This window comes from Jannaschia seohaensis (assembly GCF_900116765.1).
Classification (GTDB): domain Bacteria; phylum Pseudomonadota; class Alphaproteobacteria; order Rhodobacterales; family Rhodobacteraceae; genus Jannaschia; species Jannaschia seohaensis.
In genome coordinates, this window is record NZ_UETC01000027.1 from 1 (window position 1) to 22661 (window position 22661).

The window sequence follows — 22661 nt, forward strand, 5'->3', positions numbered from 1 at the left end:
ATCGGCTCGATCTGTCGAATGTTCAGCGCAGACGAATGCCGGAACTACCTCCGTCATGCAGGCTATGCGCCTACGTAAAGGTCCGCCGCTTTAGCCTCGCGGAGTGGCTCAACGGCATCCACAGTCGACATTCTGCTGCCGTCCTGCCAACCTCGATGCGGTATTCTGCAAGGAAATGACGGTCGATGGCGGAGATCTGGGAAGTTACCGCAAGTCGGATCTCGGCGGAGGTGCGATCGAGACGCCTGTCTGCCGTCGAGGTGGCCGAGGCACATCTTGATCGGCTCGCGCGCGTGAATCCTGCGATCAACGCCGTGGTCCAGGAGTTTCCCGAGGAAGTGCTGGACGCCGCACGGAAGGTCGATGCGGCGATCGCACGGGGCGAAGATCCGGGTCCGCTCTGCGGTGTGCCGGTCACGATCAAGGTGAACGTTGATCAGAAAGGCCACGCCACCACGAACGGATTGCGGCTGCAGGAGGGGCTGGTCGCCACCGATGACAGCCCGGTGGTCTCGAACATCCGCAAGGCAGGCGGTGTCATCCTGGGACGAACCAATACGCCTGCCTTCTCGCTTCGCTGGTTCACCAAGAACGACCTGCACGGTCAGACACTGAACCCCCGAGATAGGGATATCACACCCGGAGGCTCGTCTGGCGGCGCAGCGGCGGCTGTCGCGGCCGGCATCTGCGCCATCGGACATGGCACGGATATCGCAGGCTCGATCCGCTATCCGGCCTACGCATGCGGTCTCCACGGGTTGCGTCCGACACCGGGGCGCATCCCCGCCTACAATTCCAGCGCGCCCGACCGCTTCATCGGTGCGCAGCTGATGGCCGTTTCGGGACCGATCGCGCGCAGCATGGCCGATCTCGACACCGCATTTGCCGCCATGGCGGCGCCAGACCCGAGGGACCCCTTGCATGTACCGGTCGCGCTTCGCGGCGCTGAGGCCCCGAAGCGCGTTGCACTGACGCTTTCGCCCGACGGCATGGAGGTGGCCGACGATGTGCATGCGGCCCTTCTCGATGCAGCGGCGCGCTTGCGCGATGCAGGCTGGACCGTCGAGGAGTTGGAGGCTCCGCCGATGCGGCGCGCGGCCGATATCAACGCCTGTCTTTGGATGGCCGAAACGCAGTTCGGTGCCGGCGAGACGGTCGCTCGCGAGGGCGAGGCGGACTCGCAGTTCGTGTTCGCCCGGATGACCGACGACGCCGGCGAGGTAGGTTTCAGCTCACTCATGGAGGCGCTCCAGGCGCGTGTGGGCCTTATGCGGCAGTGGGACTTGTTTCTGCGCGATTTCCCGGTCGTGCTCTGCCCCGTCTCCGGCGAGCTGCCCTTCGACCAGCAGCTCGACGTCGGTTCCGAGGCCGCCTTTAATCGGGTCTATGAGGCCCAGCTGACCCAACGGGCGATCCCTGCAATAGGCCTACCGGCTCTCGCGGTGGCGACGGGGCAAGCGAAGGGGCGACCTATCGGCGTTCAGCTCGTCGGACCCCGATATCGGGAGGACATCCTGCTTGCCGCAGGTCACGCCATCGAAGCAGCAGGAGGTCTGCCCGAGGTCGCCAATCCTGCGTGGATCTGATCGCGGCAGCGTCGTAGCTACTGTTGACGCGCGTGATCCGTCGATGCCTGGGGACCATGATGCACGACAGGAGCGACCTCAGCACGTTCGCAAGACGCCCTGCACAGATTCATCGTACCCGATACCGCACCAGAGGGTGAGACTGACGGCATGAAGACCGAAGCTGTGATCGTTGGTGGTCTGCTGACCTCTGACCGCGTTGCTGTCGTCGCATCCGCCTAGCCACGCTAAAGTGGCCTTCAGAGAAGCCCTCGGCAAGATCGGCGGGGTCCTGAGCAAGCTGGACTACTTCGCGATGGCGCCGCCGCATTCCGATGCAGTCTTCATCGAGGCGCATCCGGCCTAGACGACCCAGGCGTTTTGCGACGGGCATGGGGCGGCCATCACCTTCCGCGGCGGCGTCCGCCGTCTCCAAACGCACGAAGCGCGCCTATCACTCCCTCGCCCTGAACGACCGGATGGGGCGCACCTGGCGCCTGAACGCCGTCCGCGACGAGGAGATGGGGGCGGGCGAGCGGCGCCGCGCCGCGCGACGACAGCCGACCTTCAGCGATGACTGGCGATGCGGCGGCGCGGCCCATAGAAGCCGCTTTTCGCAGCATTCGCGAAACTCGACGGAGGTTGGATTTTAACTGGGCCGACAAAGCGACCAGTAGATTTACAGCGTCAGGATGCAAACTAGGCACGCGCAGTGATGACATTAGATACGTGCGGCGCATGCATCGCAGGGCCATCGAGACAGTCACCGAGACCCACCAAAAAGGCGTCAACAGCCCGTTCGATAGCCCCTGCTGCCATCCCTGACAGTTTGTCGCCGGTGTGCATTCCACCCATTGCGCCTTCGGCAAAAGCTTTGGCGTCGGGGTGATGCAATATGAGGGTTGTCGCTTCGACTTCGACATCCTGAAAACCAGCATCCTCGAAAAGGCGTCTGATCTCATCACCGTCTGGCAATCCACAGATGGCGCGCACGGCGTCCCCGGCGCTTCTTCCGACATGGGCGTCAAGCGCGCTGGCCTGTGCTTTCAGCATCGGATTGATTTCCAGTTCTTTCTGGACGCAAGCTGCCACCCGGCCACCGGGCTTGAGCACGCGGCGCAGCTCGGAAAGGGCAGCAGGTTTGTCGGGAAAGAATTGCAGAGCCTGTTGGCAGAAAGCGAGAGTGAAGCAGTCGTCATCGAACGGCAGCGCGCCCGCGTCGGCTTCGATCCACCGGGCATCTAGGTCTGCTTCTTCTGCCAGGATGCGTGCCACTTCAAGCATTTCGCTGCTGTGATCAACGCCAGTGAGGCTGCCGAGATTGGCTCTGTGCTTTGCCACCTGTCTTGAAACCACACCGGTTCCACAGGCCAGATCGAGGATGTGCTCCCCTTCTCGGGGATCGGCACGATGGATCAGCTCCCTTGCCCAGGGTTCGAAAATGACCGGAACCAGAACGGACTGATAGCGGTAGGCAAATGTTGCTGGAGCCATTGCCATCCCTCCAATTGCGATCCTACGCCGATTTGAAGATCCGGCAAGTCTTTTGCTGATGTCCAAATTGGGCGCGAAGCGGCCCTTTTCTGCTGCTGCACCACTTCATGGTGTCATGGTGCACCAACGTCCGGCTGGCGATGTGGCGGATCGGAGGTATCCTCATGACCACCGCCAACTTGGCCGCCATTCGAACTTGCCGGCCCGACTGGAACAAAGGTCGGAGCGTCGGCCAGAAGCGCCCAATTCTGCCAAAGCATGTCTGGGCGATCCGCGTGCAGCTTGAGATCTAAGGGACCTTCGCGATCTGGGCTCTTCAACCTCGCCATCGACACCACGCTCCGCGGCTGCGATCTGGTGAAACTGAATGTGGCTGAGGTTTACGCGACCGGTCATGTCAAGAACTGCGCCCCAAAGCCGCCGGTCGATCTGGTGCACGCATGCTTCAATGCGGCGCGCTAGAAGAAACATTCGCCGCAAACGCAAAGTCTGAACGGGGTCGGACGCACACGATGCGGGGCTTATCTGACATACTCCTCGCTTGCCCTCGCGTCTCACCTCAAGCACACTTTTTCGCAGGGTAGGGGTGTCTGTTTTGCTGCTAGGCCCGTGGGCAAACGGACCAGTGCGGGCCATGCTGAGGGAGGAGTGTATCATAACATTCAAGACCGAAGGTTCCACGCCACCGGAAAATCCGACGCCGCAGCAGAGGGCTTTGCCCAAGGTCAACACGGTGACGGCGGATGATATCAGCGCGTCGCTGAAGGCAGGGTTTTCCGACTTCCTTGCCCGCCCCTTTATGAGCGGCTTCTTCGGCCTGTTCTATGCGGTTTTCGGCATCCTTTTCGTCTGGACCCTGGTCTGGCTGAACAAGGTCTGGATGATCATCCCCGCGACCATAGGCTTTCCGCTGGTCGCGCCTTTCGCTGCCGCCGGGCTCTATGAAATGTCCCGCCGGTTGCAGAAGGGAGAGAGTTTCGGATGGTCTGAAGTTCTCACGGTCATAGCCAATCAACGCAAGCGCGAGATGGGCTGGATGGCCTTTGTCACTTTGTTCATTTGCTGGGTATGGTTCTACCAGTTTCGGACAGTGCTGGTGATCGTGCTGCAGGATTCATCCTTCTCGGATTTGGAGGGGTTTTTTAACGCCGTCTTGTTCACACCGGAGGGCTGGACCTTCCTTGCGATTGGCACATGCGTCGGCGCATTGCTCTCGGCTGTGCTTTTCACGGTGACCGTGGTCGCCATGCCAATGCTGCTTGACCGAGAAGTCGATTTCATTTCTGCCATGTTGACATCCATTCGCGTTGTTCGGGAAAGCCCGGTGGTCATGCTTGCCTGGGCAGCGATCATCACGGTCACCATGCTGTTGTCGCTGGCTCCGGCGTTTCTGGGCCTGATCTTCACCCTGCCCATTCTTGGCCACACGACATGGCATCTCTATCAGCGGGCCGTGACATCAGTGGAGGAGTGATCTACCCAGCCATGTTCTCCATCGTGATCAGGGCCCACGGAGGTGGCTCAAACGGTCTATAGGCGCTGCCGTGCAGCGAATGGCCGACGGTAGCCCATTCTGTGGAAGAGAGGCGTTTGCAGACGCAGCGAGATGGCGCTAGTGAAGGGAGAGCGCGCCTGCCGAACAGCGCGTTGCCGTCTTCGACGGGATGGGGACATTACGAGCGTCCTGAGGTTCTGGGCGATGGCGGCGAGAAGAAATTCGTCGTTGGCGCCGCATGGTCGCGTATAGCTGTAGAACCCCGCCAGATGCACCTGGATGCGGCCGAGGTCCAGGAAGCGGTCGATGGACCGCCGCAGATGGTCCCAAGGCACATGATCCTCCAGCGAGAACTCATAGAACAGCCCCGTCTGCGCCTCCTAGCCTGGTCCCATCATCGGCCACCACCTCCCCGCTGAGGAGAGTGCATCAGCGACTTCCCCCCGACCAAGCATGCGTTTTTCAACGGAACAGGCTGAAAGACCTTCGGCAAGCAGATCGCTTCCGACAAGTGCAGGGGGGCGCCTGTGCTACGCCGCGCCAAGACCAAGTCTCCTGCGCAGCTCTTCGACCATTTCTGCGGCGCGAGGCTGCGTCTTTGCGAGCGCCATGACATTCAACGATACGTCCGCTGCCCTATTCGGAGGTGAAACGATCACGATACCTTCCTCTGACGCACGGGACCTGAACGCAAGCTCGTCAAGCAGATCGAGAAGCGCTCGGGTGCCAATGGGCTTCAACTCCGGAAAGATGTCCTGCACAATCAGCAATCCGTTCTGAGTATCGTCACCTCTGAACCTTCGCGCGGCCGCGAGCGGAATGGAAACGCCGCTCCACCGCCCATTGCATTCAACCCAGTGCAACTCGCTTCTCCGGTTCGGCGTCTCCCTAATGACCGCGTCAAGGGAACATGCACCAAAGTACCCTATTCTTTGAAGCAACGCGCCGATGATGGCTGCCTCGGCCAGAAATTCCTGCGCGATGTCGTCAGGTAAGATCGCCGGTTGCGCTCCCGAGAACCTGCCCCGCGAGCCCTCGACGCGCTGCTCGAAGAGACCAAGGATCTGAGGCAGGCCTTCATCCTTTTTCGGCAACCACATTTGGGCCGAGGGGCTGGCGGTGATCCCCGATTCCCACACTCCGATGAGAATGGGATATGTGCCCCGCCAACCCACGGCGCGAAGGCGTTGCTCGATCACATCCCTGATTTCTGTAAGCCTCATCTTCTCCAATTGTGCACTTTGGAAGCGCAGGTTGCCCCGACCACCCGCACTACTTGGGGCTTTGACAACAACCGAACTGAAATCTCGCGCGAAACGCGCAACCTTGGCTGCGGCGGCGGCAGGCCCGAACGCGTAGAGCGTCGGTGGTGTGGAGTCCTTCCCAGTCAGCGTGCGGACGACCGACCAGAACCACAATTTGTCATTGGCGTGTTTCGAGGCTCTTGATGTGGGGCCCGCCACACTGACGGGTGTTTGTCTGCAGTCGGCTAGGGCCTTCGCCAGATGCCAAGTATAACCGTTCGTTAGGTAGCTCTGCACCGTCAGGGCGGTCCCGTCAGGCAAGGCCTCCCCCAGAAGCGAGGCCAGCTTCGGATTCACGCGAAGCTGCCGCGCAACAGAATCCGCGTCACGAGGCTCAGCCTCAACGAAGGACACATCTCGGATACCGAGATAATCACCGAGGTATTGCTCGAACTCAGGGACGCGCTCGCGCACAACAACCGTGTCGCCAGCCTTCGCCAGGAGCGCCATCCGGTGTTCGAGGCGCCCCGCCGCACCAGGGTCGAAAAGTTCAGTTCCGGATTGGTCGCAAATGATCAGAGAGGGGACCGAGGGGGCGCCCTGTCGAACCATCGGCCCGAATTCAAGCGACGCCTCAAGGGCCGGTTCGTCCCGGAGCAGCCGCTTAGCCAAGTCTTCAATGACAGGTTTTGCCGCTTCGATGGCCCGTTCAACCGTATTCGAAGTCTCAATCACAACTAAGGCCCATCATGAGTGGCAGTTCCCAAGACCTCGCTTTGTGCTCTAGGCTGTATACGAGTGTATGCGAGGTGCCCGTCATGTGTCGACTGTATGCCATGAGAGCAAATGAACCGACCCGGGTGGAGTGCGGACTGGTTCGCTCACAGAACGCCCTGATGGCGCAAAGCAAAGGCGACATGGGAGGCTTGATGCATGGCCATGGATGGGGCGTAGCGGACTATCCTGACGGTGTACCCATCATCGAGAAGCAGACTTGGGCCGCCTTCGAGGGAGAACACTTTACGAAAGCGGCCGCACGGGTCTATGCGCATACTGCGGTCGCACATGTACGTCGCGCGACGGTCGGACCGGTCAGTGTGGAGAACACCCACCCGTTCAGCCACGGGCGCTGGATATTCGCGCATAACGGGACGTTGCCGGGATTTGAGGATGTCCGTTTCCAGTTGCTCGAGCATATGGACCCGCTGCACAGATCGGAGATCAGGGGCCAGACCGACAGCGAACATATTTTCCGCTACCTGCTGAGCCTCTTCCTGCGGCACCCCGAGGTCGGCCTGCTTGAAACCGTTCGCCGCGGACTTGAACAGATCGTGACCTGGTGCGCCGAGACCGCTCCTGACGGAACAGTCGGCTTAAACATCGTCCTGACCGATGGTGAAACCCTGATTGGATCGAGGCTGAATCGTACCCTCTACCATCTCAGAAGAGACCACCTGCATGTGTGCAACTATTGCGGAAAGACACATGTTCACCACGATCCGAAGCAGCCCTATCGCGCGATCGAAGTGGCCTCGGAACCGATAACCCCAGACGAGCCGTGGACCGAACTGCCAAACAGCGTTGTCTACGCCGTTTCGCACGATATCGAAATGGAAATCGAGCCGCTTGCAGCTGGTCGTTGATACCGGGCCGACCCGGGAATGACTTCATACGCTGCGGCTCCAACCGGTCATCCAAGGAAGATAGGTGTCAGCAACATGCTGATCCCGACGGCGATGATCAATCCGATCAGATCGAGAGGTGCTCCGGCGCGCAGCATGCGACTGCGGGTCACCGCGGGATTGGCGAACACGATGGCGTTGGGCGGCGTCGCCACGGGAAGCATGAAGCCTATCGAAGCGCTCAGGGCCACCGGCAACATGAACGCGATCGGATCCATCTGCAAAGAGGTGGCCATGGCTCCGACGATCGGCAGGAAGATCGCCGCCATTGCCGTGTTGCTTGCCAGCTCGCCGACGTAGGCGACAATCGCGGCGATTACGAGTAACAGGGCAAATGTCGGCAGGAACTGAAGCGTTCCGGTCAATCCACCGATCCAAGCGGCAAGGCCGGATTGATCGAGAAGAGCCGCTAGCGCAAGCCCGCCGCCGAACAGGATCAACACGTCCCATCGAATGGATTGAGCCCCCTCCCAGTCGAGAAGCCGCCCACCTTGTCCGTCAGGTGCGGAGAAAAGCAGAACCGCAGCAAGTATGGCAATTCCCGCATCGGTCAACATGAGACCCGGCAGCGCTGCATCCATCAGAGGACGGCAGATCCAAGCAAGTGCCGTCAGCCCGGCAATCGCTGCGACGCGCTTCTCTGCTGCACTCATCGCAGAGTTACACGTTCCGAAACCTGTCGCGAGATCGGCGCGTCCGACGGGTGGGAAACTGGCAAGGACGAGCCACGCCGCGACAAGAAGGATCGTCGCAACGGGTAATCCGATCGCGGCCCATTCGGCAAAGCCGATCGCGACACCGTAGGTCTCGCTTGCATGCGCCGCGAAGATTGCGTTCGGCGGCGTTCCGATCAGAGATCCCATGCCTCCAATCGTGGCGGCAAAGGCGACACCCAACATCAGGGCCGAAGCAAAATGCGGTCGGTTCGACTGGGAACCTGCAATGGCCGCTGCGATCGGCGCCATGACCATTGCCGATGATGTGTTGCTGATCCACAGGCTGAGAAACGCGGTGGACAGCATGATCGCGGCAAGAACATGTCGTGGATTTTTGCCGGCAAATCCCAGAAGTGCGTGGGCGAGCCGATAATGGAGGCCGGATCTTTCGATCGCCTTCGCTAGAAGAAAGCCTCCCATAAACAAGAGCACCACAGGATGGCTATAGGATTTCGCAACATCGTTCAGGTCAGAAATCCCAAGCAGAGGGGCGATCGCGATCGGCAATAGCGCAGTTGCGGCAAGAGGCAGTGCCTCGAATAGCCACCAAGTCGCCATTGTAAGAGCCAGTCCTGCCGTCCACCAAGCTGTTTCAGACATGCTTTCGGGCGCCGGAAGGACTAAAGTCACGGCCAATGGAGCCAATCCAAAGACGAGACTTCCTTTCAAGCTCATGTCTCTTCACCGGCAACCCTGAGCGAGCGGAAGATCGCTACACCCGCGATGCCAACAACCCTCCGGAACTCGAAACACCCTAGCTGTCTCTTCATGAAGATACTCGTAAAGCAACTCCGCGCAAAAGCCAGCGCTCCGAGCAGGCTCTGAAGGAGAATTTCGACACGCCTGGCGCGCTCATTGAAATTCGGTCAACCCTAACACTGTCGGGCTTTCAGGGGGAGGCTTCCGAAATTTAGCCTCAGGATGTTCATCGGTCTTCAACCGTCCTGCCCAGAAGACTGTGATGGTCACTGTAGCCATGTTCTGAAAGCGCCCGAAGTGCCTCGATTCGACCTTCACGACTTTCTTCAGTATCGACGACATGGTTGACCGCACGGAGACGTGTCTGGTGGTCGTCATGCAGGGCATTGTGATGGCTGCCAGCCAAAACGAGTGCCAGATACCAGTCGAACGGCTCTAGGTCAGGGTCCGTCTTGCTTGCGAGATATGTCGTCGCGGTGATGATGTCGCCCGTTGTAGCGCAGGTAATCGAAAAATCGTCGACACGGTCGTAGCCGTACCCGGCACCCTCGGCGCGATCGAGGAACTTCAGTTCGGTCCTGTCAATCTCGAAAAGCACGCCAGGGATAGCGGAAGATTGGCTCCTTGTGTCGAGAAGCGTCGCTTTACCGGAGCCGTCCTTGCCCGGTTTGCTGAATTCCAGTTCAAAGCGCTGAGCTGTCGCCGTTCCGATCACACGTGCAGTGCTGCAGCGCGCTTGCAGCCGCGCAGGCAACATATTCGACCCGTAGGCGAAATACATGAAACTCATCGCTGCCTTCCTGTACCGATATCAAGTCATCTAAGCTCTGCGAGCGAGTTTCCAACACTTGGATGCGCGAGACGACATTGGCTGCGATGTGCCACCCACTGGAATACGTAAAGCATGACACCTCTTTATCGGGAGCTGTCAATCAGCGTGCCCGCGCTCTGAAGGTCTTGAAATCCGGCGACGAGTTGTCGGCCGCTTCACATCGTACTCTTCTGAGGGGACGGGCCGTGGCCACCGCGTCGCCCAATGATGGAGCAGCACCATCGCGGAAGGATAAGACCGGTCGGCAAGAGCCGGGATCGAAGCATAGCCGAGGCGATCGAGATCTGAATGGACGAGGCGCCACGATGAAGGCGGCCCAAACCGGTCGTTCATATCGTCAATCGCGCCGCGATGCAGCGCGATTGTCTACTTCAGATGCCGTCGAGGCGTGTTCTATGAGCATCCCTTGGCAGCTTCCTACTGTCCGGCGAGCCGTCCCAGGCCTTCGAGGCTGCGGCGACGGTTGGGCGACATCCGCAGCACTGCCTCATAGGCCTCGACGGCCGCTCCGGTATCTCCGATCTCCGCCAGGAGGTCGCCGAGCAGTTCGCGCGCGGGCAGGACATGGCCCGGGGTCACCGGCGCCTTCCCGACCCGGTCCTCGATGTCGGCGGCCTCGCGCATCAGTGCGGTCGCGGCTTCGCGATCCCCGGCGTCGAACGCGATCCAGGCTTCGATGCCCTTCCTCTGCGCGTCGAGCAGCGCCAGCCAGTAGCCCGCGTTGCGCTCTTCGAGGACCTTTCCGATCTTCGCCAGCTCCCCGAGAGCGTCCTCCGCCGCCGCGACATCCCCCGAGCGCGCGGCGCCCAGGCCCTTCGCGAACCAGCGGATCGCGACGGCCTGCGGGTAGCGCTCCCAGGTGACAGCGGGATGCAGCACGCTCGGGAGGCGTGCGGCGGTCGCCCAGTCGCCTTCCTCGAGCGGGATCCGCGAAGGGGCCGCCGCCGCCGCATAGGCCGTCCCGAAGATGTCCTCGAGGTTGACGTAAGCCTCCATGGCGGCGAGGATCTCGCGCGCCGCCTCGACCTGACCCAGCTGGAGATGCGCGTAGACCGCGTAGTCGATGGCATGCGGGTAGTGGTCCACGATGACGTCGCCACCCGACTGGCGCAGCACGGCCTGCGCGCTTCGCTTGTTCAGGTCTATCGATTCCTCCCACAGGCCCAGCCGCGTGAAGATGTGGGACGGCATGTGCAGTGCGTGCGGTACGTCAGGGGCGATCGTCAGGTAGGCTCGCGCCACCTCGAGCCCCCGGTCGGCAAGGGCCGGGTGATCGTATGCGTGGATCGCATAGTGGTAGGCTCCCGGGTGCCCGGGCGCGTCCTCCCGGAGGGCGTCCATCCGCTCCCCGGCCTCGATGAGGTCCGGGACGGCTTCCGCACCGCGCGGGGCGGCGGTCAACTGAGCGAGCGAGGCGAAGGCCTGCGCGTCGGGATCGTCAGGATGGGCGTCTGCGATCGCGCGCTGCTTTGCGGCCCAATTCGCGAGGCGCTCGCGATAGGGCGTATCCTCGCCTTCATAGAAGGCGAGGACCGCGCCGATATAGGCGGCCTCGCGGTCCGAACCAGCGTCCATGCCGGCGAGGCGGTCGGCGGCGGCGCGGCCGGCGACCGTCTCCTCCGGCGTCGGGCCGCCGGGCCAGAGCGGGTGGAACTTCGTCATCGCGATCCCCCACTCGGCCATGGCGCAGTCGGGATCGGCGGCCGCCGCCTCATGGAAGGCCGTCGCGGACTGGCGGTACATCATGTGGTGGAGCAGCAGCAGTCCCCGTTCGAAGGCGGCGCCCGCTTCGCTGCAACTCGTCTCGAAGGATACCTCCCCGAGGTCCGCAGGATCGGTCGTCTGCGCCAGCGCGCTGCCGGCCACTCCGCAAAGGAGAAGGCTCGCTATTCTCGTAAGGGGGCTCATCGTCTATCCTCCTGCTGAGGGACGCCTTGCGCTGCGTCCTGTCTTGGCGTCCGCGCCTGCAAGAGCGGCTGACGCAGGCGTCGCTGTCGTCCCATTCGGAGGGTCAAGCCATGCGTTCCTTCAAACGAAATGACTTGAAATCTTCTGAAATCCCTTTGGGAGAGATCACTTGGAACCGCTCGGATGGCCGCCTCTATGATGCGGCCCACCGCGAGATCGAACTGCGCCATCAGACGCGGGAAGTGCTGTCCGCGCTGGCCGAGGCCCCGGGGCGCACCCTCGGCCGCGACGCCCTGATCGAGGCGGTCTGGTCAGGGAGGGCCGTGTCGTCCGACAGCGTGGCCCAGTGCATCGCGGAGATCCGGCGCGCGCTCGGCGACACGGGGAAGAAGATCGTCGAGACCGTGCCGCGCGAAGGCTATCGGCTCAATCCGACACCAACGCCTGCTCGCCCGCGCCGGAGGGCATACGCCACGGCGGCGCTCCTGCTGGCCATCGCTGCGGGCCTCGCCCTGTGGGGGGGGCGCCCCGGATCGCCCGCCGCGCCGCCCGTCATCGCCATCCTCCCTTTCGACGATTACAGCCCACAGGAGCACCGGGGCCTGCTGAGCGACGCCGTGAGCGAGAACATCATCGCAGCCTTGGCGCGCAACCCGCAGCTGACGGTTATCGCGCGGACCTCGAGTGCCCAGTTCCGCGGAGCCGGTCTCGGCATTGCGGAAATCGCGGATCGGCTGGGGGCCGACTATATTGTCGAAGGGAGCCAGCAATACGACGGATCGCGCCTGCGCATCGTGGCGCAGCTCATCGACGGGAAGACCGAGGCCCATCTCTGGTCCGACGAAATGGACGTCACGCTCGACGATCTCCTTGAGGCAAACAGCCGCATCAGCGCCAGGATCGCGAACGCGGTCGGCTTCAGCATCGTCGATACCGCCGAGGCGAAGATGTCGGCGGGCGACGTCAGCGCGCTGATGATCTCGAACGCCGCGCAGAGCCGGATCATGCGGAACTTCACCCGCGAGAACTTGCTCATCAATCTTGAGGAACAGGATTTGGCGATCCGGGACTATCCCGAGTCCGCCTGGGGCTATCTGGGCCAGGCGCTGGCCCTGCGCAATGGGCTGCGTCACGGTTGGATCGAGGGCGAGGAGGCGGCGACGCGCGAACGGATGGAGAGGCTGGCCCGCAAGGCCGTGGAACTCGACCCGAACAACTTCATGGCCCATCACGCGCTCGGACGGGTGCTGATGTACAACAAGGACGTCGAGGCGGCGATCGGCGCCTTCCGCCGCGGGGCGGAGCTGAACCCCTCCTCGTCGATGGTCCTGATCGGTCTCGCGGATGCGCTGATCTTCACGGGTGAGACCGAGCAGGCGCTGGACGTGGTCGCGCAGGTCGAGCAGATTGACCCGCTCTACGGCTTCAGTCTCGCCTGGACCAAGGCTTGGGCGCTCTGGCAGGCCGATGAGTGCGAAATGGCCCTTGAGACGTTTCTCGGCACGCCCACGATGCCCGTCGCCGCCTATAAGGACCTCGCGGCGATCCACCATTGCCTTGGGAACGCCGAGAAGGCGTCCGAGGCGATTGATACCTATCTTGCGCAGAACCCGACCTACACGCTCGCCCGGATCAAGGAGGTCGAGACGGGGATGTGGACGGCACCGGGCGCCTTGGACCGCTGGCTCGGGGCGATGGCGGCCGTGGGCGTGCCCCCGGATTGACCGCCTCCAAAGGCATCGCCGCTCTGCGGCGAAAGACGGCTTCCCGCCCAGTTAGGCCGGATGTCGCTCCGGTGACGCGTGAGATCTTCAGCGCGCCGCACGCGCCTCGAATGATCCTTCATGATGCGTTCCGCCGACCCTGTGGACCGCGCGGGGTGAGGCTGTGTTGCTGCATGCGGTTTCGAGCGAGCGACCAGTATGGATCATCTGTGACCTGGATCCTGTACTGCAACGACGAAGGGCTTGGTCTGCCAATCCACCGCTCCAGCTTTTGTGCGTGGTTGAGATCTGCTTGGAGGCATTCTCGAAGACCAGAACACCTCAGATCGTAGCTTACGTCAGTGTCCAATTTCCGGGGAGCAACTCGGCCAGTCCAGCACTCCAGCTTTTTTTGTGTTGAGAACTGCTTGGAGGCATCGCCGCCGAGCCCTGATCTGACCTCACGGACGGCCTGTGTCCCTTCGCCGCCCGGGTGTCGTGCGCAGCTCCGCGAGGGAGTGGCGTTCGATCATGCGGTGGACTCGGATGGGCTCGGGGCCGCGGTGGAGGGCGCGGAGCTGCTTGAAGTTCTCGATGTCTTCCTCGGTCCGGCGTTCGTGGTGGCGGATGTATTCGACCCAGGTCGGGACGTGGTAGCTCTCGGTCCAGATGTCGGGGTTCTCCATGTCGCGCAGTAGCGTCCATTGGCCGGCGCCGTCGCGGATGCGGATGCGGCGGCGGTCGGCCATGAGCGCGAGGAAGCGGGGCACGTCGGCCTCGTCGATGGTGAAGTCGACCATCACCATGAGTGTCTCGACCTCGATCGACACGGCGGCCCTTTCGCGCCTCCTGCGGGTTCTCGATCGACCATGATCGCCTTCCCGGCGGGGATGCGCGTGTGGATCGCAGGCGGGGTGACGGACATGCGGCGCGGGATGAACACGCTCGCTCTCCAGGTCCAGCAGGGGCTCGGGCGCGATCCCCATGCCGGCGAGATTTTCTGCTTCCGCGGGCGTAGAGGCGACCTGGTCAAGCTGCTCTGGCACGACGGGGTCGGCATGTCGCTCTACACGAAGCGCCTCGAGGCGGGGAAGTTCATCTGGCCGGCGAGCACCTCGGGCGCGGCGGTGCCGATCTTCCGCCCCTTCGAGACCCTCGTCCGCCCCTTCGGGCTTCCGGTCCGCCCGATGCCAGGCACCGGGGTCTGGGCGCTGATCTGGCCCTTCGCGCGCTTGTTTCGCGGCGTGCTGATCGCCGTGGGCGTGCTGTCGGTCGTCTCGGCGGCAATCGGGCTGGCCGTGGTCTGGGCTCTCGCCTTCGTGGTCGACGGTGTGACGTCGCAGGCGACCGCATCGTGCTGGCCGACGCGCGCTTCCTGACGGAGGCCGGCCTGCCGGACCTGGATCTTCTCTCGCTGACGCAGGAAGCGTCGGGGCGCTGGCGCCTGGACGGAACGCCAGACGGCGGTCAGACCGGCATGCTGGCGCGCTTCGACCTGCGCGCGCCCGCCGTCATCGAGGGGACGGAGGCTGGCGAGCGCCTGATCGGCACAGCCGCGGCCGAGGACATCCTGGGCCTTGGTGGGAACGATATCCTGATCTCTGGAGGAGGCGACGACCTGCTCCGAGGCGGCCCAGGCGGAGATTTCTTCGCGTTCCAGCGGCTGGACGACGGCGCGACGGCTCGGATCGCCGATTTCGGCGCGGGCGACAGGCTCGCGCTGGACGACCGGTTCTTCGGCCTGGGCGACGCGGGCATCTCTCCGCGCGCGCTGTCGGGGGCGGAGGCCTCCGCCATCCTGGCAGCAGGGCAAGCGCAGCTGAACCTGGGGGCGGGGCGTCTGACGCTCGACCCCGCTGGTCCGGGCGGCGATGGTCCCGCGCTCACGATCGACCTTGGCACGATCATCGGCATCAGCGACGTGTTCCTGTTCTGACGGGCGTTGATGATGCGACCGCCCCCTGAAGGTGTGCCTGGCGGCCACCTGCCGGACCAGACTACCGGTTCGGCAGGACGTTCTCCCAACCCGACCAAGAGGCTCAGAGGGTGGTGCCAGACGAATTCGAACCAGTCTCGGCCAGGCCAGTGATGCTGTCGTTTATGTCGCGCAGAGATCACGCCACTCGGCGAGAGCGGCAGTGCGCTTGGCCTTGAAAAGGGATCTGCTGGAGAGGCTGCGCTCCTGGTTGAAATGGTTCGAGACAGAGGTGTGGACGGAGGCGAATTTCTGCAGACTTCGGATGCGCCGAAACCGGAGCATTGCCCGCTCCCGCCGTCGGAACGGCAAATTCGAATCTCCCGCTTGGTTGTTCTCCCGGCGGCCCGTCTGCTGCCGCGCGGCTGCGCCGATTTCCTTCAGTGCGGCGCCGTAGGACCGCAGCTTGTCCGTGACGATCGTCTCGGGGCGACCGTGGTTGCGTATGGCTTTCCTGAGAAACTTCAGAGCAGACTTCTTGTCGCGGGTCTCCGTGACAAAGCTCTCGAGACCTTCGTCCTCGTGGTCGCCTGCCTGCCAGAGATACAATTGCTCGCCGTTGATCTTCACGAACATCTCGTCGCGGTGCCACCGCCAGCGGCTCGATCGCATCCCCGCGATCCGGCGTTTCCAGATCTTGGACGCGAACTTCGGGCCAAACCTGTGCCACCAGAACCGGACAGTTTCGTGGCTGATGTCGACCCCGCGCTCGTGCAACAGATCTTCCACGTTGCGGAGCGACAGATGGAACCTGACTTAGAGCATTACAGCCAGGCGGATGATTTCGGGAGATGTCTTGAAATACTTGAAGGGGAACGCTTGGTCATCCCGGCAGGGTAGGGAGGTCGATGCTCCTCCTCAAGCCACGTTGCTCTGACAAGACCCGGACGAGCGCTCAAGCAGTTTTCAGGCCAGGCCAAGATTCGACCGCGCCATCAGGCGCGGCCGTGTTCATGCGCGTATCATCCTAGAAAAGCACGACATCGTCGACCCCTATCGCGAACCCAGGCCCGAAGGTCGCAACGCCCTGCAGGCCGTTCGGACCATCGCCATCGATGTCCAGAAGCAGGGTGCCCGACCGACCATCGTAACCGGCGATACCGTCGCGCAGAAGGGTCTGAGCCTCCCTCCCCGTCAAGGCGCGGACGTCGATGCCGTCGCCACCGAGGCCAAGAAGCCTGTCGTCAATGGCAAGTTTGTCGCCAACCGAGAAATCCTCGATCACGATGCTCGGATCCCGTCCCGTCAGGACGAAGAAATCCGCGCCGCCGCCGCCTGTCATCGTATCGGAACCACCCGCGCCGATCAGGACGTTCGCGCCATCGTTGCCGGTGAACGTCTCCGCCGCGCCGGTGCCGGTCAGACGCACATTCGCGGTGCCCGTAGCCTCGAGGACTTCGAGAGACTGACGGCCGACCGCGAAATCGACGGAGGTCCGGACCGTGTCGGTCCCGGCCCCGGCCGCTTCCACGACCCGATCGTCTTCGTCCTCGACGACGAAGACATCATTGCCGCCGCGTCCTGCCAACACGTCCGCCCCTGCCCCGCCATCGAGAGTGTCGGCGCCTGCAGTCCCGGTCACTTCATTTGCGCCAGCATCGGCGGAGGACACGATCTGCCCCCTGATTTCGCCGCCCGGGAAGGAGGTGGTGTGGACGTTGAAGTAGAGATCGACATCATCGCCGGGCTTGGTCGTGCCGAGCGCCTCGAGATAGGGAGCATTCCCCTCGCCCGCTTCCCAGACACCGGACGCCGTGATGGACCTGTCTGGATTGACCGAGAACACGAAGTCGTCGTCTTGCAGGAGGTTCAGGACGATGGCACCATCGGCCCCGCGCTCGCCGGCATGAATATGACCGCCGACGATGCGGTCAAGGCCCTGGAGCGTCACCGTATAGGTGAAGCTGCTCTCGGAAACATCGAAGATGCCGTAGCCGGTGCCCGAGGACGAGGAGCCATTGGGCGTGGACTGCTGCGCTCCGGTGAGCGCGAACTGGTAGATGCGGTCCTCCCCGAGGATCGGCTCCTCTGGATCGGTCGGCTCCTCTGGATCGGTCGGCTCCTCTGGATCGGTCGGCTCCTCTGGATCGGTCGGGTCCTCTGGATCGGTCGGGTCCGTCGGTTCGGTGGGGTCCGTTGGATCGGTCGGGTCCTCTGGATCGGTCGGGTCCGTCGGTTCGGTCGGGTCCACGGGAGTCTCGGTCTCAGGAAGGTCGACGTCCTCGCCGCCATAGGCCAGCGACCGATCGTCGAACCGGAGGGTCTCGACGTCGTCGGAGACGAAATCGACGCCCAACGCCGAGGTGATCCGCAAGCCGTCCGCGAGGGTCTCGACGGTGACGTCGGCGCTGTCGACCCCGAAGACCGCGGTATCGACCCCCGCGCCGCCTTCCAGGGAATCGTTCCCCTCCCCTGCGGTCAAAACGTCGTCGCCGCCGAGGCCGCGAAGATGGTTGCCGTTGCCATCGCCGGTCAGGACGTCCGCGAAGGCCGAGCCGTCGACGTTCTCGATCCCGGTCAGCACGTCGCCTGTTGCATCGCCTCCGGCGACGGTCCCGGCGGCCAGATCGATGGAAACCGCCTCTTCCGAGAACTGGTAGCTCGCGGTATCGGTCCCGTGCCCTCCGTCGATCGTGTCAGCGCCGAGGCCCCCGTAGAAGAACGTGTCCTCCTCATTCCCGAGAAAGCTGTCGTTGCCCAGGCTGCCGACGATACGCTCGATACCGGTGAACAGATCGGTCGCAGTCTCGAACCGTTCGAGCGCCGTCACCTCCTGCTCGGGCAGAAGCGTTACGTCCGGGAGGAAGCGGACGGGGTCGAGGTCGCTGGGTTCGTCGGCGAAGAACGGGTCGAGCTGCCAGATCCGCTCGGGCGTGATCGGATCCTCCTGACGCCGCGTGTCGTCGCTGGGGTCGTCCGTGCCCTGGTCGAAGATCTGGTAGGTATAGCGCGTCTCGTCGGTGCCGGTCTGGATGATATCGGTCTCTTCGCCCGTCGGACCCCGGGTCGTGGTCATGCTGTCGGTCCAGACATAGAAGTCGACCGGGGTGAAGGACGTGACCTCGCCGGTTGTCATGTCGCTGCGGCGGCCCGCACCCGCCATCGCCACGTCGATGCCATAGGTCAGCACGCCGTAATCGATGGCATCTACGCCCGCGCCGCCATCCAGCGTATTTGTCCCCGCGCCGCCGATCAGGACGTCGTTTCCCGCTCCGCCGGTCAGCGTGTCGTCGCCCGCCCCGCCCGTCAGGATGTCCGCGCCGCCGCGACCGTCGAGTTCGTCGTCGCCCAGATTGCCAGCGAGCAGGTTCGCCTTCGCGTCGCCAAACAGGCTGTCCGAGCCGACACCGCCGACGAGGTTTTCGATCGCCACGAGCGTGTCGTCGCCCGCACGGCCGGTTTCGAGGTCTGCCAGGATGCCCGACAGGTCGTTGGTGAGCCGGTCGATCCCGCCCTTCGGATGGCTCTGGTAGAGGTTCCAGCTGGCCGCGTCGCTGCCTTCGCCGCCGTCGAGGAGGTCGCCTCCGTTGCCGCCATGGAGCAGGTCGTTGCCCGCGCCGCCAAACAGTTCGTCCGCACCGTCATTGCCGAACAAGGCATCCGCCGCACCTTCGCCGTGCAGCGTATCCGCGCCCTTCCAGCCGACCAGTTCGTTGGCCTCCGCATCGCCGCGCAGGGCGTCGTTCGACTCGGACCCGGCGACGTCTTCGATACCGCCGATCAGCACGTCCCCGGTGGCATAGCCCCCGTCGAGCAGCCGCTCCGTCAGATCGACGTTGACGCCTGAGGTGCTGACCTCGTAGGTGAGCAGGTCCCTTCCCTCGCCGCCGTCGATCTGTTCGCGGAAATCCCCACCGACGAAGGTGTCGTCGCCCAGCTCGCCCGACATCTCGGTCAGCTTGTTTTCGTCGAAGAAGCCCTGGACCTCGTCGCTGCCATAGGTGTGGTTGTAGGTGCCCAGAACGTCGTCGCCGGCCCCGCCTTCCAACGTGGCAGAGAACCTCTGCGCCGCGTAGAGCACGTCATTCCCGCCGAGCGCCTCGACCCGCATGCCGCTATCGGCATTGCCGCCCGAGATGATGTCGCGGGTCTGCGAGCCGATGATGTGCTCGAACTCGCCAACATTGTCGGCCCGGCCGCCGGGCTCGGCCGTATTCGGATCGGGGTTTTTCAACGCGTTCAGGACGCTCGGATAAACCTCGCCCGGCACGGTCACGCCGGGCTGCTTTTCGATCACGCCGTCGACCCCGAGCGTGGGCTGGATGAACAGCGGGTTCTCCACGCCGAAGGACCGGATCGGCGCCTTGCCCGCAACCTCTCCGTTCGGCGCGATCGGGTTCATGTAGATATGCCAGGAATACTCGCTCTGGCTGAAGTCCAGCAGGTCGGTCCCTTCCAGCGGGGTCTGCCGGTTGTCGTCCCCGAACAGCAGATCTCCCTCGAGCGAATTGTCGCCCCAGACGCGCACCGTGTCGCTGCCCGAACCGCCCAAGAACGTGTCGAAGGCCTGCACTTCGCTGACGAAGAGGTCTTCGCCCGGGCCGCCGTAGAACCTGTTTTGCGTCTCGCCCAGACCGCTGCGCAGATCGTCGTTGCCGTCGTTGCCGTAGATCGTTTGGTTGATGTCGCGCGACGAAACGATGACGTCACCCCCGACGGAGCCGACGATCAGCTCGATTCCGTTGAGGTAGTCGATGCCGTAGCGGTCGCCGACCACGGTGCTTGTGGCGTATTTCGAAACTTGCTGCTCGCCCGGCCGGTCGGTCGGCAGGATGACGATGCCGCCCGGCATGTCGAGCGGATCGAACGTGCCGAAACCGGTCGTGAGGAAGTCGACGAAATCGACGCTCTGGTTGTATTGGTCCGTCTCGGCGACGGCGGAATACTTGATCGTCGAGAAGCCGCTGGAAATGTCCGAAATCGTGTCGTCGCCGAGGCCGCCGACATAGGTGTTCGCGCCCGCTCCGCCTGACAGAAAGTCGTCGCCGCCATCGCCGATCAGCGTATCGTCCCCGTTTCCGCCGAGCAGGATGTCGTTGCCGCCAAGCCCGCGGATCTGGTCGTTGCCCTCTCCGCCGTTGATCTTGTTGATCTCGTTGGTGCCATAGAAGATGTCGGCGAAGTCGCTGCCGTCGATGTTCTCGATGCCGCTGAGCTGGCCGATCGGATAGCGGTTGCCATCGAGGATGCGGCCCTCGGGGCTGGCATCGATGGCGATGGATGTCGGACGGTAGAACAGCTCGTTCTCGGTCTCGCCGAGGAAGACGGTCACGCCGTAAACGCTGTTCTTGTAATTCGCCGTATCGATGCCGCCCTCGTCCAGCACCAGATCGTAGCGCGCCGATGTCGGCCCGAAGACGTAGACATCGTTCCCAAGGCCGCCTTCGAGGTAGTCTCCGACGGCGTTCAGCTCGTCCCCGGTGCGGGGGCCATTCGACCCGCTGGTCAACTGGTCGTTGCCGCCGCCGGTGATCAGTTCGTCCAGGCCCTCGCCGCCGAAGATGAAGTCGATACCGTTGTCGGCCGTGACCTGCGGCTGGCCGTTGATCACCGGCAGGGTCGAGAAATCCGGAGCGACGCGCGCGAACTCTCCGTCCTTCGTCCGGGTCACGATGAACGTGTCGATCTTGCGCAGGTCGAGGGCCGCATCGGCGAAGAAGATGACCTCCACGTTGACGAGCGTATCGGTGCCGGAACTGACCTTTTCATCAAAGCCCGCCACCGAGACGTCGTCGCGGTAGTCCGCCACATACCAGGTCCCGGAGGCTTTCCCGTCTGCCAGCACGCTGACGATGGTATAGTCGGCGAGGTTGCCGGAATACTGGACGATATCGGGGTCCGTTTCCAGGTTCGCGCCGCCATCGAGCAGGTCGTCGCCGCCGCCACCGATCAGAAAGTCCCGTCCGTCATTACCCCGCAACGTGTCGTTGAACGCGCCGCCGACCACGATGTCGTTGCCCCCGAGCGCATCGACCGTCCGGGGCCCTTCGTCGCGAAGCGACCCGAAGAGGACATCGTCGCCTTCCGTCGGCACCGACAGGATGTCGGGGAAGGTCGGCGACGCGAGCAGCGCCTCGATCGCCGCGAAGGGCGCTTCGATCAACTCGGCGAGGTAGGTTTCCAGATCGGCCAGAAACTCCTGCTCCCACCGCTCGGCCAGACCGTCGAGGATGCCGATACTCGGCAGGAAGGACAGGATTTCGTCGGCGGCGTCCCGCAGCAGCTGGTTGATGCCAGTCCTTTCCAACACCGCTTCCAGTGCCCATTCGAACGGCCCGAGGAAGATGCTGAAAAAGGACCCCATCGCGTCGAGCAACGGGCCGATCTTGTCGTAGACGCTGGAGAGCGGGGCAAAGAGGGGGGACAGCTTGTCGCCAACGTCCCGCAGGATGTCGATCACCTCCTGGATCGGGTTGAAGCCCGGGTAATCCGTCAGGTCGGCAATGCCTTCGATATTGTCGACCAGATCGTTGACGAGGTTCGTGACTTTCGTGATATCGACCGCGGCTTCCCTGTTCTTCTCCGAGGCGAGCGCGACCTGCAACTTGAGGTTCGTCGTCAGGCGGCTGTCGCTGCCGAGGAACGGAATTCCTGTGTCGAACAATTGCTTGGCGGTTTCGAGATTCTGGTCGGCGACGGCCAGCTTGCGGGAAAAGACGTCTGCCGCGATGCCCAGCGCCTCGGTCCGGTTGGATATCAGGCTGAGCGTTGCGCTGGTCTTCTCGATTGCAACCTCGATCTTCTGGCCCGATTCCTGAAGCTTCTTGATCGATTTCTCGATGTCATCGAGGTTGGCCTTCACCCGTCCGGCGACGACGTCCGCGACCTTGCCGGCGGGCCGGGTGATCCCGACCTTCTCGAAGACCTTGGCGATCTTCTGAAGCGAAGTCGCGCCATTTTCCAGCTCCGCGCGGTCCTTTTCCAGCCTGTCGATGGACCGGGCGAAATACTTGACGACCTTCAGGGGCCTGTTGGCCAGAGAGGTCGCGCCTCCGACAGTGTAGAATGCGGATGCCAAGTCGCGCAGCGCTACCGCGGCAGCGGCCTGTGCTTCGTTTTCGGTAACCATGTCAGGGACCTTCTCATCAAACTTCAGATAATAACCAAGCTTGACGAGTGCAAAATCTCGATTTTTTGGCTACAATTAAGTTTGTAGCCCGAACACTGACTTCTTAATAGAAATTAATGATCTGCAACAGGTTCTATTTCGGGTGCTACGCAGAATACTACGCATTTACTGCCTCTTGGCGCCCCTGGAGTGCCCCCACTGAAGTGGTCCACCAACTGGGGTAGATTTGCCCTGTGTATTGGAGGACCAGGAGATGGCTGGGAAGCGGGAGAAGCCCGA

General features: G+C 63.0%; 14 protein-coding genes and 2 pseudogenes. 7 read left to right on the top strand and 9 right to left on the bottom strand.

The genetic code is table 11. From position 1 onward, the window contains the following. The first annotated feature begins 185 nt into the window (after positions 1-185). The gene (locus DTQ71_RS22775) at positions 186-1586 is read left to right on the top strand and encodes an amidase family protein (RefSeq protein WP_109566581.1); all 1401 of its coding nucleotides are present in this window, start codon (positions 186-188) and stop codon (positions 1584-1586) included. Positions 1587-2264: 678 nt separating this feature from the next. On the opposite strand, the gene DTQ71_RS22780 is transcribed toward DTQ71_RS22775, so the two are convergent. Next, positions 2265-3059 (bottom strand): class I SAM-dependent methyltransferase, encoded by a 795-nt coding sequence (locus DTQ71_RS22780; RefSeq protein WP_170125561.1) that lies wholly within the window; start codon positions 3057-3059, stop codon positions 2265-2267. A gap of 164 nt (positions 3060-3223) precedes the next feature. Between DTQ71_RS22780 and DTQ71_RS24800 the strand changes: the two genes are divergently transcribed. Both DTQ71_RS24800 and DTQ71_RS22790 read left to right on the top strand, forming a co-directional pair. Next, on the top strand, positions 3224-3352 hold the full coding sequence (locus tag DTQ71_RS24800) for a hypothetical protein (RefSeq protein ID WP_342768154.1): 129 nt from the start codon (positions 3224-3226) through the stop codon (positions 3350-3352). A 341-nt stretch (positions 3353-3693) separates the two neighbouring features. Further along, complete coding sequence (locus DTQ71_RS22790) at positions 3694-4533, top strand: DUF2189 domain-containing protein (RefSeq protein WP_109566583.1); 840 nt, start codon at positions 3694-3696, stop codon at positions 4531-4533. A gap of 233 nt (positions 4534-4766) precedes the next feature. Here DTQ71_RS22790 and DTQ71_RS25025 read toward each other — a convergent pair. Then, a pseudogene (locus tag DTQ71_RS25025) lies at positions 4767-4919 on the bottom strand (IS5/IS1182 family transposase); the annotation flags it as partial. A gap of 165 nt (positions 4920-5084) precedes the next feature. Next, positions 5085-6533, bottom strand: coding sequence for a preATP grasp domain-containing protein (locus tag DTQ71_RS22800; protein WP_146204925.1), 1449 nt, complete (start codon positions 6531-6533; stop codon positions 5085-5087). A gap of 83 nt (positions 6534-6616) precedes the next feature. Here DTQ71_RS22800 and DTQ71_RS22805 point away from each other — a divergent pair, with 83 nt between their 5' ends. After that, a complete protein-coding gene (locus DTQ71_RS22805) occupies positions 6617-7441 on the top strand; it encodes a class II glutamine amidotransferase (protein ID WP_109566585.1) in 825 nt (274 codons plus the stop codon). Positions 7442-7488: 47 nt separating this feature from the next. Here DTQ71_RS22805 and DTQ71_RS22810 read toward each other — a convergent pair whose 3' ends face one another. The 3 genes from DTQ71_RS22810 to DTQ71_RS22820 form a co-directional block, all read right to left on the bottom strand. Next, positions 7489-8871 carry an SLC13 family permease gene (locus DTQ71_RS22810; RefSeq protein ID WP_109566586.1) on the bottom strand — a complete coding sequence of 461 codons (1383 nt, stop codon included), beginning with the start codon at positions 8869-8871 and terminating at the stop codon, positions 7489-7491. A gap of 250 nt (positions 8872-9121) precedes the next feature. Beyond that, positions 9122-9676 carry a gamma-glutamylcyclotransferase family protein gene (locus tag DTQ71_RS22815; RefSeq protein WP_245947713.1) on the bottom strand — a complete coding sequence of 185 codons (555 nt, stop codon included), beginning with the start codon at positions 9674-9676 and terminating at the stop codon, positions 9122-9124. Between the two features lie 468 nt (positions 9677-10144). Further along, positions 10145-11635, bottom strand: coding sequence for a tetratricopeptide repeat protein (locus DTQ71_RS22820; protein ID WP_109566588.1), 1491 nt, complete (start codon positions 11633-11635; stop codon positions 10145-10147). A 134-nt stretch (positions 11636-11769) separates the two neighbouring features. On the opposite strand from DTQ71_RS22820, the gene DTQ71_RS22825 reads away from it, so the two are divergent. Further along, positions 11770-13359: a winged helix-turn-helix domain-containing protein gene (locus DTQ71_RS22825; protein WP_245947714.1), complete on the top strand. Its 1590-nt coding sequence runs from the start codon at positions 11770-11772 to the stop codon at positions 13357-13359. Between the two features lie 440 nt (positions 13360-13799). On the opposite strand, the gene DTQ71_RS22830 is transcribed toward DTQ71_RS22825, so the two are convergent. Next, entirely contained in the window at positions 13800-14168 is a 369-nt protein-coding gene (locus tag DTQ71_RS22830; RefSeq protein WP_245947715.1) for an MFS transporter, read from the bottom strand. A 39-nt stretch (positions 14169-14207) separates the two neighbouring features. Here DTQ71_RS22830 and tnpB point away from each other — a divergent pair, with 39 nt between their 5' ends. Then, positions 14208-14717, top strand: a complete 510-nt coding sequence (gene tnpB, locus DTQ71_RS24515; RefSeq protein ID WP_245947716.1) for an IS66 family insertion sequence element accessory protein TnpB — start codon at positions 14208-14210, stop codon at positions 14715-14717. Beyond that, the gene (locus tag DTQ71_RS22845; RefSeq protein WP_109566590.1) at positions 14693-15274 is read left to right on the top strand and encodes a hypothetical protein; all 582 of its coding nucleotides are present in this window, start codon (positions 14693-14695) and stop codon (positions 15272-15274) included. Before tnpB ends, DTQ71_RS22845 begins: the two co-directional genes overlap by 25 nt. Before the next feature lie 162 nt (positions 15275-15436). Here DTQ71_RS22845 and DTQ71_RS22850 read toward each other — a convergent pair. Both DTQ71_RS22850 and DTQ71_RS22855 read right to left on the bottom strand, forming a co-directional pair. After that, positions 15437-16096: pseudogene (locus DTQ71_RS22850) on the bottom strand (IS6 family transposase). 184 nt (positions 16097-16280) lie between these two features. Continuing rightward, positions 16281-22382: a CHRD domain-containing protein gene (locus DTQ71_RS22855; protein ID WP_109566592.1), complete on the bottom strand. Its 6102-nt coding sequence runs from the start codon at positions 22380-22382 to the stop codon at positions 16281-16283. Positions 22383-22661: the final 279 nt, after the last annotated feature.